The organism is Kaistia sp. MMO-174 (assembly GCF_037147815.1).
Taxonomy (GTDB): domain Bacteria; phylum Pseudomonadota; class Alphaproteobacteria; order Rhizobiales; family Kaistiaceae; genus Kaistia; species Kaistia nematophila.
Genome location: NZ_JBBCUO010000002.1, coordinates 562384 through 575015, shown reverse-complemented (window position 1 = coordinate 575015; position 12632 = coordinate 562384). Strand labels below are relative to the sequence as shown.

Below are 12632 nucleotides of genomic sequence, written 5' to 3'. Positions count from 1 at the left end.
GCGAGGTAAAATTGCCGCTCGTGCCCACATCGTTCGGCGGAAGCCCTTAACCGCCCGCGAGCGAAATTAACGCAGTAGTTACCCTGACTTACGATCATGCCGCGTCGGCAGGGAGACTGGGCGCGATTATGACGGATGGCCGGTTGGGGCAAATCGATGATGTCGAGCTCGACGTCAGGGCGCTGTTCGGCGCGCTTTTGCGCGCATTGCCATGGCTCCTGCTGGCCGCTGTCCTGTTCGCCAGCGCGCTTTATGTCGGCCTCAATTTCGTCACGCCGCGCTACTCGGCCGAAGCCAAGATCCTGATCGAGAGCGGCGAATCGGAAATCACTCGCGCCGGGACCGGCACCGAGGAGGTGAGGGCGCTTCTCGATTCCGAGGGCGTCGCCAGCCAGGTCCAGCTTATCGGGTCGCGCGACCTGGCGACGACGGTGGTCGATTCGCTCGACCTCGCCTCGCTCAAGGAATTCAACAAACCGCGTTTCCTGCCCGGATTCGACCAGATGCTGGTCCGGATTGGGCTCGGCCGGCCCGTGCCCGAGGGCTCGGTGGAAGAGCGCGTGCTACAGCGTTTCGCCGATCGGCTCGACGTCTTCTCCATCGACAAGACCCGCGTCATCACGGTCGGGTTCTCCTCGACCAACCCGCAGCTTGCCGCGCGGGTCGCCAATGCGGTTGCCGACGAGTATCTCGCGCTGGAACGCGAGGCGCGGCGTTCGACCAACGCCGATGCCACCCGCTGGCTCGAATCGCAGATCGCCGAACTGCGCACCAAGGTCACCAGTGCCGAGGCCAAGGTGGAGGCCTTCCGCACCGAGCATGGCCTGTTTTCCGGCGGGCAGAACAACACCTCGCTCGCGCAGCAGAAGCTGAATGATCTGAACGCCGAGCTGGCGCGTCTCGTCGCCGCCCGTTCCGCCGCCGAGGCCAAGGCCGACATGGTCCGCAAGAGCCTCGCCAGCGGCGCGACGCCGGACGTGCCGGATGTGCGCGATTCGCAGCTGATCCAGCGCCTGCGCGAGCAGCAGGTGGCGCTTCGGGCGCAGATCGCCCAGCTTTCGGCGACCTTGCTGCCGGCGCACCCGCGCATTCGCGAATTGAACGCCCAGTTGGGCGACCTCGACGGCCAGGTTCGCCGCGAGGTGACCCGTATCCTGCAGAGCCTCGACGGCGAGGCGGCGACGGCGCGTGCCCGCGAGGCGGATATCGGTCAGGACATCACCCGCGCCAAGGCAGCGACCGGGCAGACCAACAATGACGAGGTCGAGCTTCGGGCGCTCGAGCGCGAGGCGACCGCGCAGCGCGACCTGCTCGAGAGCTATCTGAAGCGTTATCGCGAGGCTTCGTCGCGCCAGGACGGCAACTACCTGCCGGCGGACGCCCGCATCATCTCGCGCGCCGCCGTGCCGCTGGAGCCGACCTTCCCGAAGAAGCTGCCGATCACCGCGGCGGCCACCGTGGCGCTGCTGCTGCTCGCGATCGCCGTCATCATGATCCGCGAGCTTACCTCCGGCCGGGCGCTCCGTCGCATCTCGATCGGCGCGCCGCCGATGGTCCCCGACGCCGTTCCGGTCGACGGCAAGATTCGCTGGCAGGACGAAGCGACGGAGCCGCAGCCGCTGGATCCGCCGATGCCCGCCCTGGCGCGCGGCCTGACCGCCGAGGCGCAGGATTCGCTGAACTCGATCGTCGACCACGTGGTCGAATCGAAGGCGCGCCGCGTCCTGGTTTCCATGGCGGAGCTGGGTTCGACCGGCCGCCCGCTCGCGGCGGTCGCGCTCGCCCGCGCCCTGTCGCGTCGCGGCAACCGCGTCCTCCTGATCGATCTCCATGCCGACGGGGCGGACAGCAAGGCGATGTCGGCGGGCGAGCGCCTGCCGGGCCTCACCGATCTCTTCGCAGGGATCGCCTCGTTCGCGCAGGTGATCTTCCGGGACCGCCGCTCGCGCGCCCACCTCATCCCGCACGGCCTCCTGGAATTCGGCCCGGACACGGCCGAGGGCGAGCGCTTTGTCAGCATCCTCGATGCGCTCGATCAGACCTATGACCAGATCCTGCTCGACGCGGACGCCGAGATGGCGCTTCAGCTGGCGGCGCAGTCCGGCGCCGTGATCGTCGTTGCCGACGGCAGCGCCAGCGATCCGCGCACGGCGCGCGCCTATGAGGCGATGAAGGCGGCAACCTCGGCCGAGGTCATGGTGCTGATCGCCGAGGCGCCGACGGTCGCGGAGGATGCGGCGCTCGAGGACGCCGTCGCCTGATCAGTCCGATTCGGCGGCGCCGGGCTTTTCAGCCTGGCCGCGCCAGCGCCGGACGGTCTTCGCCAGTTTCCAGAGCTTCGGATTGTCGCGGACGGCGCGCTCGGCACGATCGGCGAGGCGGAGGACGGTCGCAGCGGCCCGTCCCGCCGGCGTCACCGGGACGATGGCGCGCACATGCGGTTCGACGACGTCCAGCCAGGACGCCTTGTAGCGCTCGTCGCCGCGTCCGAGGTCGAGCGCCGTCAGGCCCCGCTCGCAACTCGCGGCGATAACCTCGTAGAGCATCAGTTCGCCGGGGCTGACCCGCCGCCAGTCGTCATCCGAAACGGACATGAAATATCCGCTCAGACGTCCGGACCGGGTGCCGCTGCCGAGGATGGCGCGGATGCCGCCATCGATCTCCAGCGCGTCGAGTTCCATGACGAAGTTGCTGTCTCCGCTCCAACGGCGGCGGACGAGGGCACGGAAGAATTCCGCGACGCCCGGCTCGGCGAAGCTGTCGTCGATGCCCTGGGCGCGGAACCACGCCGCCTTCTGGGCGAAGTAGCTATCGAGAATGGCGAGCGCCTCGGCCTCCGAGCCGGCGCGTCGCAACTGGAAGCCACCAACGGGTTCGAGCGTGTTGGTCTGCCAGCGGCGCTTCTTGGCCTTCTTGGCGCCCCGATGCGCCTTGAGCACGGCGGCGAAGTCCGGCTCCAGCCGCATCATGCCGACATCGCAGCGCGCGGGCGCGGCCTCGGTGTGGGCCGCCAGCGGGTTTGCGGCCCCCGCCCATTCGCGCGGCTGGGCGTCGAGATCGAAGAGGTCGATGCGGCCGATCGTCTTGGCGACGCGGCTCAGCAGGGCCAATGTCGATGTCCTGTCGAGCGTGGCGGAGAAGGCGGGATCGAACAGGCCCATGCGGATATTCGCATGCTCACCGCCGAGAAAGCGGCCGATCCGCAGCGGGCCGATCCTTTCGATGCCGAGCGGCAGGATGGCAAGCGGACGCCCCTGATGGCGGATCGCGACGATGGCAGGCCGGATGCGCTGCGGTCCGGTCGCCGCCTCCGTCCAGCAATCGATCCAGTCGAAGCTCTGGTAGACGGAGACCGGCAGGGATCCTTCCAGCCTTCGCCAGTCGTCCGCGATGGCGCGTGGCGAGGCATGCACGGAAATGTCGAGATCCGTAACGGCGATGCGTCTCGTCGGCGCCTGCGCGTCTGATCCGTCCATGCGTGCGATTCCACGGTTGCCATAAGTTCTTGCAACGATATCAACCTATCGTAAACATCGGGTTCGTATGACGCAGCGGCGGCTATACGGCGCGGGCGGGCTGGGATCACCGATGCATGGGCTGAAGACTACCGGCTACAAGGCAGGCCTGAACGCGCTCTACTGGAGCGGCGCGCATCGACTGTTCGCGCCGCATGCGCGCGGCGCCGGCGCGATCCTGATGTTCCATCACGTTCGGCCGGCCAGCCCTTCGCGTTTCCAGCCCAATGCCCATCTCGAGGTCACGCCCGGGTTTCTCGCCAAGGTCATCCAGCGCACCCGTGTCCATGGACTGGATATCGTCGACCTCGACGAAGCGAGGCGCCGACTGGCTGACCGTGAACGCGGCGGCCGGTTCGTGGTCCTTACCTTCGACGACGGCTATCGCAACAATTTCACCGACGCCTATCCGATCCTGAAGGCGGAAGCGGCGCCCTTCACGGTCTATGTGGCGACGGGACTGATCGACGGGACGGCGGTTCCCTGGTGGGAGGTCATCGTTCTGCTGATCGAGCGCACCCGGCGCGTGCAGGTGCGGATCGGCGACCGCGAACTAGACCTGCCGGCGACAAGCCTTTCGGAGAAGCGCGTCGCGGCGCGGACGCTCGCCCGGGAGCTGTGCAATGTCGGCGAGGACGAACAGCGCGCAGCGATCGGGCGCATCGCGGCGGCGCATGGCATCGACACGCGGCAGATGCTGGCACAGGAGATGATGGACTGGGACGAGATCCGGGCGCTCTCCGCCGACCCGCTGGCGACGATCGGCGCTCATACCGTCGGTCACTACGCCCTGGCGAGGCTGGATCCGCGCCGCGCCCGCCGCGAGATGATCGAGAGCCGCGAGCGGATTGAGGTGATGACGGGAAAGCGGCCGCGCCATTTCGCCTATCCCTATGGCTCGCTCCGTTCGGCAGGGCAGCGCGAGTTCGATCTTGCCGCCGAGCTCGGCTTCGCCACCGCAGTGACGACGCGACGCGGCGTGCTCGGTCCCAGGAGCCGATTGACGGCGCTGCCGCGGATTTCGATGAACGGCCACTATCAGTCCGCTCATTATATCGACCTGCTGCTTTCCGGCGTTCCGATCGCGCTGGAGCGGCGGATTCGTGGCTGGGTCGGCCGGAATCCTAGCGCTTCGGCTCGATAGGCTTCTGCATCCAGGCGATGATGGCGCCGGCCGGGAAGATCCAGGCGAGGCCGACAACGACATAGTAGAGCATCTGTGCCCAGCGCGGTGCTTCCGGCAGTTTCAGCTGGGCGATCACCATGGCGACGAAGGCATAGACGATCACCAGAACCACGAGCGCGATCATGCCGATGAATTTGCGGAGCCGGATGGGCATGTCTGGCCTTTCGTGTAGGACCTGCTGCTGGGGAGGGCTTGGCCGAGGGCATAGCGCGTTCGCCGCCGAACCGCAAAGGCCGTGATCGACCTTGGCAGGGCCTGACATTGCGCGACCGGATGTCGCGCGGCCGATTGGTACGCCGGGGGCGGGGTCTGTTGTCCGCGGCGCGCCGAGCCGCTAAGCCCAACCGTCGAGATCTCTTGAGGTGCGCGATGGCGATGGATGGTTTGGCGGCGAACAGCACGGTGAAGCAGTCCCCTGTGCGGGACAGGCAGCGCGACCGCGCGCTGATCCGCATCTGGCTCGGCGCCGTCATCGTGATGGTCATCGCCATGATCGTCGTCGGCGGCGCCACGCGCCTGACCGGCTCGGGTCTCTCGATCACCGAGTGGAAGCCGATCCATGGTGTGATTCCGCCGATCGGCGACGTCGAGTGGCAGGAAGAATTCGCCAAATACCAGCAGATTCCGCAATACGAGATCGTCAACAAGGGCATGACGGTCGACGAGTTCAAGCAGATCTTCTGGTGGGAATGGGGCCACCGCCTGCTCGGGCGCCTGGTCGGCGTCGTCTTCTTTGTACCTTTCGTCCTGCTCTGGGCCACCGGCCGGATCGAGCGCCGGCTGGTGCCGCGCCTGCTCGGCCTGTTCGCGCTCGGCGGCCTGCAGGGCGCCATCGGCTGGTGGATGGTCACCAGCGGCCTCGTGAACCGTATCAGCGTCAGTCAGTACCGGCTGGCGATCCATCTCACCATCGCCTGCTTCATCCTCGGCGCCGCCGTCTGGATCAGCCGCGGACTGGCGCCGGATCGCCGCGAGAATCGCAAGGCCTCCGCGCCGCTCAAGGGCATGGCTACCTTCATGGTCGTGGTCGTCTTCCTGCAGATCTTCCTCGGCGGTCTCGTCGCCGGCCTGAAGGCGGGACTGACCTACAACACCTGGCCGCTGATGGCCGGCAATTTCATCCCGATTGGCGTCTATGACTACGATCCCAAGTGGCGGAGCGTGTTCGAGGACGCGATGACGGTGCAGTTCGACCATCGCGTCGTCGCCTATCTGCTGTTTATCGCCGCGCTGATCCATGCCTTTCAGGCCTGGAAGCTGGTGCCCCGTTCGGCAGCGGCCCGGCGCGCCCGCCATCTGGCGCTGCTCGTCACCGCGCAGGCCGGCATCGGTATTGCAACCCTGATCGCCGTGGTGCCGCTCGACCTCGCCCTGCTGCACCAGTTCGGCGCCGCTGTGGTGCTGTGGGCGGCTGTCTCGCACCGGCGCGCATTGAACGAGCCGACGCCCGTCACGGCATAGGAACTTCTCGACCGAAGGAAACGCGAGCGCCGGCTTCGGCGCTTGCCACCCTTTGGCTTAAGCCCGCTTGCCCCAGCCGCCGCCCTGCGCCGTAGTGATACGGATGCTGTCTCCCGGCGCGACCGGAACCGCGCTTGCCACCGCATGGCGCTCGACGGAACCGTCCGTGCGCAGGATCTCGACCCGATTGGTGGTGCCCGCTTCGCCACCATTCAGGCCCCAGACGGGCTCGACGCTGCGGCTGAAGCCGGCCGTCATCACTGTCTCCGTGCCGCGCACCGCATATTCCGACACGATGCCCTTGCCGCCGTGGTGCAGGCCGTCGCCACCCGGTTCGTCGTTCAGCGACAGGCGGCGATAGTCGAGCCCGTAGCGGGCCTCGGCGATTTCGACCGGGCAGTTGTAGGTGTCGCCGTGACCGGCCGAGAACTGCGCGTTGATGCCGTCGCGGGTCGCCGTCGCGCCCCAGCCGCCGACCTGTGGCTCGACCAGGGTGAAGCGGCGACCATGGGCCGGATGCCGGCCGGCGACGACGATGGAGCAGATCGAGGCGAAATGGCCGGCCGGCATGCGCTCGGGGGACGCCTCGGCCAGGCCGCGCCACAGCATGTCGTAGAGGCGCACGCGGGTTTCGAAATAGTAGCCCTGCGGCGCCGGCGGGCGCGGATCGAAGATCGAGCCTTCGCGGGTCAACACTTCCAGCGGGCGGAACGATCCGGCATTGCAGACCATGTCGGGCGCCGTCGCCATCTTGAAGATCAGCTGGCAGGCGATGATCGCGCCGTCGCGGCTCAGATTGTTCGGTTTGGCGCTTTCGTCCGGCGCGTCGCGCAGATCGACGATGAAGCGATCTTCGGTGATCTCGATTGCGGCGCGCCAGAGCGAGCCATCGTCCAGCCGTTCCTCGACCTGCAGCCGCCCCTTCGGCAGCAGCGCCAGCCCCTGCCGCGACCGCGCCTCGGCATAGGCGAACATCCCCGCGATGGCGTTTTCGACGGTTGCCGCGCCATAGGAATCGACAAGGCGCTCGACCCGCTCGGCGCCCTTGCGGACGCTGGCGATCGAGGCCCAGAGATCGCCTTCAAGGAGATCGGGCAGGCGTGAATTCGCCTTGAGGATGGCGAAGACCGGCTTGATCGGCTTGCCCGCCTCGAAGAGCTTCACCGCCGGCAGCCGCAGGCCCTCGGCGAAGATGTCGCGCGCCTCGGTCCACATCGACCCGGGCACGGCGCCGCCGAGATCGCTCCAGTGACCGACATTCGCGGTCCAGGCGACAAGGCGCCCCTCGGCGAAGACCGGCATCGCCAGCACGACATCGTTCAGATGCGTCACGCCGCCGAAATAGGGATCGTTGGTGGCGAAGACATCGCCGGGCCGGATGTCGTCGGGCGAGGTGAGGGCGATGATCGCCTTCACCGCCTTGTCGAGCATGCCGACGAAGGTCGGGATGCCCGCGCCCGAACTGACCAGTTCGCCGCGCGCGTCGGTGATGCCGGTGCCGACATCGAGCACTTCGTAGATGATCGGGCTCATCGCCGCCTTGCGCAGCACGGCGAACATTTCGTCCGCCGCCGCCGACAGCGACGAGGCGATGACGTCGAGCGTGAAGGGATCGTCGACGTCGGCGCTCATGCTCATGCCTCGGCTGGCGCGACGAAGACGTCGCGCGACAGGCGGCTGACGATGCGCGGGCCGTCCGCCTCGAGGATGACGATCTCCTCCAGGCGAATGCCGAACTTGCCCTGCAGGTAGATGCCGGGCTCGATCGAGAACACCATGCCTTCCTCCAGGATCGTGTCGCTCGTCGAGGTCAGATAGGGCGGTTCATGCCCTTCGAGACCCAGGCCGTGGCCGGTGCGGTGGGTGAAATAGGGGCCATAGCCCGCCGCCGTGATCACACCGCGCGCGGCCGCGTCGACCTCGCGGGCGGCGACGCCGGGACGCGCCGCGGCGCAGGCCGCCTGCACGGCCGCTTCGACCACTGCATGGACCTTCAGATATTCCTCGCTCGGCGTGCCGACGAAGGCCATACGGGTCAGGTCGCTCGAGAACGAACCGGAGCGGGCGCCGATATCCATGACGATGGCGTCGCCGACCGCCACCGGCTGGTCGCCCGTCGCATAGTGCGGGAAAGCGCCATTGCCGCCGGCGCCGACGATGGTGAAGAGCGGCGTGGCGCCGGCTTCCTCGAACACGGCGCGCGCCGCGTCGGCAATCTCGCGTTCGGTGACGCCCGGCCGGATCGCCGCGAAGGCGGCTTCCATGGCGCGGTCGTCGATCTCGGCGTTGCGCAGGATTTCGGCCTTCTCGGCCTCATCCTTGGAAAGACGCATCCGGCCGACGCTCTCGGCGGCAAACGCCGTCTTGGGCTGGCCGAGCGCTTCGATCACGAGCAGCGCGAAATCGGCGCGCATCGTCTCGTCGACCTGCACCAGCTTGGTGCCTTTCTCGATGCCGAGCGACTGGATCAGCGCGGCCAGTGCCGTCTGCGGACCGGTGGCGTCGGACCAGGTGAAGAAGGGCAGGTCGGTCTGCCGCCGCATCTCGTCGGCGTTCAGTTCCGGCATCAGGATGGCGGCGCCGGCCGGCGTTGCGATCAGCAGGCAGGGGCGCTCGTCGGCATGCGGATGGACGTCGGCGATATAGGCCATATGCGGGCCCGGTCCGAGCGCCACCGCGTCGACGCCGTTCTGGCGCAGCATGGATTGGAGGGTGGCAAGCCGTGTCATTGTCGTCTCCCGCATGAAGTTTCACTATTGGTAAAAACTATGCGAGGCAGGGTCAACCGGCGATCGCCGACGCTTGCGAAGCCGGCGCGATTGCGGCATTGGCTATTGAAGGCTGATCCCCAGCAGGGTCATGATGCGCGTTCTTCTCGTCAAACTGTCGTCGCTCGGCGATGTCGTCCACACCTATCCGGCGGTGACGGACGCTGCGCGTGCGATTTCCGGCCTTGAGCTGGATTGGGTCGTCGACGAGACCTTTGCGCCGCTCGCGCGCCTTCATCCGTCGGTGCGAAACGTCATTGCGTTGCCGATCCGCCGGATGAAGAAGAAGCCGCGCGAGACCTTCGCCGAGATGAAGGACGCGGTCGGCATGCTTCGGGGCGGCGGCTACGACCTTCTCATCGATGCCCAGGGCCTGATGAAGAGCGCGCTCGTCGGCGTGTTTTCCGGCGTGACCCCACGCCACGGCTTCGCCAAGGGTAGCGCCCGCGAGGCCATGGCGACGTGGTTCTACCAGGTCGGGCACGACATCCCCGAGACCGAGCACATGGTGACGCGCATCCGCAAGCTGTTCGCGCAGTCGCTCGGCTATCCGATGCCGACGACGGCGGCGGATGCGGGCCTGGTGCCGGATTTCGCCAATTCCGGCATCCGCACGCGCAGCGGCGACGGCGTCGTGCTGATCCACGGCACCAGCTGGGCTACCAAGACCTGGACCGTCGAGGGCTGGCGTGGCGTTGCCGAACGCTGCGGCGCGGCCGGGCTTGGCGTGAAGCTGTTCGCCCATGGCGCGACCGAGACCGAGCGCGCCGGCAGGATCGCCGCCGACATGCCGAATGTCGAGCAGGTGCCCGCGGGCGGGCTGGAGAGCATCATCCCGGTGATCGCCAATGCGGCCGGCGTCGTCACCGTCGATACCGGCCTCGGCCACCTCGCTGCAGCCTTCGGCATCCCGACGATCGGCCTCTACGGCCCGACCAATCCCGGGCTGACAGGCCTCGTCGGGCCGGATGTCGAGGAGTTCCTGTCGACGCGAGACTGTGCGCCGTGCGAGCAGGCGCGCTGCCGGATCAAGCCGGATTTCGGCGAGGGGCCGCCCTGCATGGCCGACCAGGCGCCGGATCGCGTCTGGAACGCCCTCGCGCGGCGTCTGCGGCTCGCCTCACTCGGCGGCGTCTGACCCGAAAGCCTGGTCGGCTTCGAAGATCGCGCCCATCATGTGATAGAGCGTCGACGCCGGCATGTGGTCGACGAGCGGCGTGCCGTCGGCATCGATCCGATCCATCCAGCCGCCTTCGAGCGAGTCCGGCGCGAAGGTCAGCAGGCTCGCCATCAGATGATCGGCCATTTGGGCGGCGCCGGGGTGGCCGGCGGCGGTCGCCGTCACCAGCGCCTTGACACCCTCTGCGTGCGGCCAGGAGCGGAAGCTCGGGATCAACACGCTGCCGCTGTCGGTCACCGCATCGACGATCAGGCCGGTCGCCTGGTCAAGACCGTTGTCGATACCAAACATCAGCAGCGCGTCGGTTACCGATTCCGGCACGACACCGCCGAGACGGCGATACTCGCCGAACAGCCAGTACCATTCGAACTGGTGGCCGGGCTCGACGCGATTCTCGCCGCGCGGCTGCAGCGGCTTCCAGTCTGACGAGAAATCCTCGAGCAGCGCGCCACTCTCGGGATCGATCAGCCTTTCGAGCGCCAGCGTCACCAGCGCCTCGGCGCGGGCGAAGTCACGCGCCCGTCCTGTCGTCTCGTAAAGGGCCAGCACGGCTTCCAGCAGATGCATGTGCGGGTTCTGGCGACGGGTTGGGTCGATCGACGGCGCTGCGTCGAGAAAACCGCCATGCGGCGCCGCCAGCACGACGTCGATCTCCGCGAGCGTTTCGTCGGCCAGCCGGATCGCATGCGGATCACCGGTCAGGCGATGGCTCCAAGCGAGCGCGTAGAGGATGAAGGCATGGGCGTAGAGGTCGCGAACCCGGCTCGCCGGCCTTCCGTCGGCGTCGATGGAAAAGATCCAGCCGGGATGGCCGTCGCCGCGATGATAGAGCCGTTCGACATTGGCGAGGCAGGTGACGACCGCCTCGTCGGCGCCCCTGTGCCAGCCCTTGAGACTGGCGCGCGAGAAGGTGGCGATCTGGCGGGCCTGCACCATCAGCCGGCTGGCGGGCATGGCGATCGGCCGGCGCTCGAAATCGAGGCGCTCATGGAACAGGCCGCGCTTATCGTCGAAACCGGCACCGGCCCAGAGCGGCAGCGCCGTCTCGGTGGCCCAGGCCTTGGCGTAGGCGAGGCTCTTCATGACCGTGCCGATGCGACGAGGGCGCTCGTGGAGCGTCCGGCGATCAGATTGGCCAGCACGACCTTGCCGCCGCGCGCCTTGACGAAATCGCCGCCGACGACCTGGTCCTCGCGATAGTCGGCGCCCTTGACCAGCACGTCCGGCTTGATCGCCTGGATGGCTTCGAGCGGCGTGTCCTCGTCGAACAGGATGACAAGGTCGACGGCGCGCAGGGCCCCCATGACGCGGGCCCGCGCCTGCTCGTCCTGCAGCGGCCGCGACGGCCCCTTGAGGCGCTTGACGGAGGCGTCGGTGTTGAGGGCGACGACCAGCCGGTCGCCTTCCTTCGCCGCGGCCTCGATCAGCGCGATATGGCCGGGGTGGAGAAGGTCGAAGCAGCCATTGGTGAAGACGACGCGCGAGCCGCGCGCCTGCCAGCGGGCGACAATCCGGGCCGCGTCCTCGCGCGAGACGAGCGCGCCGGCGTGATCCTCGGCGTGGCTGGTGCGATCGAGCGCGGCGACCAGTTCGGCGCGGGTCACGACAGCCGTGCCGAGCTTGCTGACGGCGATCGCCGCGGCCGCGTTGGCGGTGACGATGCTGGTTTCGAGCGGCAGGCCGGAGGCGAGCGCCACCGCCAGCGCGGCGACGACGGTGTCGCCCGCGCCGGAGACGTCGAACACCTCGCGCGCCTCGGTCGGCACATGCGTCACGGCCCCGGTCTGGCGCCACAGCGTCATGCCCTTTTCGGCACGCGTGACGAGGACGTCGCCGTCGAACTGCTGGCCTGCAGCGGCGGCCGCGCGCACGGCTTCGTCGTCGGTGTCGTCGTTGAGGCCGGTCGCTTCGAACAGTTCCTTGCGGTTCGGCGTCACCAGCGTCGCGCCACGATAGATATCGAAGGTCCGGCGCTTCGGATCGACGATCACCGGGACGTTGCGCGTCCGGGCTTCGGCGATCAGCGCGATGATCACCGCGTCGGAGAGCACGCCCTTGGCATAATCGGACAGGACGACGACGTCGGCCTCGGCGATGGCGGCCCTGCCGGCGGCGATCAGGTTCGCCTCGGCTTCCGCGCCGGGCGCGCCGGGGCTCTCCGCGTCGATGCGCACGATCTGCTGGCGACCGCTCATGACGCGGGTCTTGGTCACAGTCGGGCGGGTCCGGTCGACGACGAGATGGTTCAGGTGGATGGCCGGATATTCGCCGAGCACGGTGCGCAGTTCGTCCGCCTCGACATCCGCGCCGACATAGCCGACCAGCGTCACGGCCGCACCAAGGCCGGCCGCGTTGGCAGCGACATTGGCGGCGCCGCCGGCAACGATGCGGATGTTACCGTGCAGCAGCACCGGGACGGGCGCTTCCGGCGAGATCCGGCTGACCGAGCCGGTAATGTAGCGATCCACCATGACGTCGCCGATGACGGCCACGCGTCCGGAATGCAGTTCGTCCAGCATCGA

General features: G+C 68.0%; 10 protein-coding genes. 4 read left to right on the top strand and 6 right to left on the bottom strand.

Going from position 1 to position 12632, the window contains the following annotated elements:
* Positions 1-143 precede the first annotated feature (143 nt).
* Positions 144-2261, top strand: coding sequence for a GumC family protein (locus tag WFK98_RS08650; protein ID WP_336799941.1), 2118 nt, complete (start codon positions 144-146; stop codon positions 2259-2261).
* On the opposite strand, the gene WFK98_RS08645 is transcribed toward WFK98_RS08650, so the two are convergent.
* A complete protein-coding gene (locus tag WFK98_RS08645; RefSeq protein ID WP_336799940.1) occupies positions 2262-3476 on the bottom strand; it encodes a GNAT family N-acetyltransferase in 1215 nt (404 codons plus the stop codon). It lies immediately after the preceding gene.
* A 112-nt stretch (positions 3477-3588) separates the two neighbouring features.
* On the opposite strand from WFK98_RS08645, the gene WFK98_RS08640 reads away from it, so the two are divergent.
* Positions 3589-4659: a polysaccharide deacetylase family protein gene (locus WFK98_RS08640; protein ID WP_336799939.1), complete on the top strand. Its 1071-nt coding sequence runs from the start codon at positions 3589-3591 to the stop codon at positions 4657-4659.
* On the opposite strand, the gene WFK98_RS08635 is transcribed toward WFK98_RS08640, so the two are convergent.
* The gene (locus tag WFK98_RS08635) at positions 4640-4855 is read right to left on the bottom strand and encodes a DUF2842 domain-containing protein (RefSeq protein WP_266337603.1); all 216 of its coding nucleotides are present in this window, start codon (positions 4853-4855) and stop codon (positions 4640-4642) included. The genes WFK98_RS08640 and WFK98_RS08635 overlap by 20 nt on opposite strands.
* A gap of 215 nt (positions 4856-5070) precedes the next feature.
* Here WFK98_RS08635 and WFK98_RS08630 point away from each other — a divergent pair, with 215 nt between their 5' ends.
* Positions 5071-6162, top strand: a complete 1092-nt coding sequence (locus WFK98_RS08630) for a COX15/CtaA family protein (RefSeq protein WP_336799938.1) — start codon at positions 5071-5073, stop codon at positions 6160-6162.
* Between the two features lie 57 nt (positions 6163-6219).
* On the opposite strand, the gene WFK98_RS08625 is transcribed toward WFK98_RS08630, so the two are convergent.
* Both WFK98_RS08625 and WFK98_RS08620 read right to left on the bottom strand, forming a co-directional pair.
* Positions 6220-7794, bottom strand: coding sequence for a hydantoinase B/oxoprolinase family protein (locus tag WFK98_RS08625; protein ID WP_336799937.1), 1575 nt, complete (start codon positions 7792-7794; stop codon positions 6220-6222).
* Positions 7795-7796: 2 nt separating this feature from the next.
* The gene (locus WFK98_RS08620; RefSeq protein WP_336799936.1) at positions 7797-8891 is read right to left on the bottom strand and encodes a M24 family metallopeptidase; all 1095 of its coding nucleotides are present in this window, start codon (positions 8889-8891) and stop codon (positions 7797-7799) included.
* Between the two features lie 130 nt (positions 8892-9021).
* On the opposite strand from WFK98_RS08620, the gene waaC reads away from it, so the two are divergent.
* On the top strand, positions 9022-10068 hold the full coding sequence (waaC, locus tag WFK98_RS08615; RefSeq protein WP_336799935.1) for a lipopolysaccharide heptosyltransferase I: 1047 nt from the start codon (positions 9022-9024) through the stop codon (positions 10066-10068).
* On the opposite strand, the gene WFK98_RS08610 is transcribed toward waaC, so the two are convergent.
* Both WFK98_RS08610 and rfaE1 read right to left on the bottom strand, forming a co-directional pair.
* The gene (locus tag WFK98_RS08610; RefSeq protein WP_336799934.1) at positions 10051-11193 is read right to left on the bottom strand and encodes an AGE family epimerase/isomerase; all 1143 of its coding nucleotides are present in this window, start codon (positions 11191-11193) and stop codon (positions 10051-10053) included. The two genes, waaC and WFK98_RS08610, sit on opposite strands and share 18 nt — an antisense overlap.
* On the bottom strand, positions 11190-12629 hold the full coding sequence (gene rfaE1, locus WFK98_RS08605; protein ID WP_336799933.1) for a D-glycero-beta-D-manno-heptose-7-phosphate kinase: 1440 nt from the start codon (positions 12627-12629) through the stop codon (positions 11190-11192). The genes WFK98_RS08610 and rfaE1 overlap by 4 nt, the downstream gene beginning before the upstream one ends.
* Positions 12630-12632: the final 3 nt, after the last annotated feature.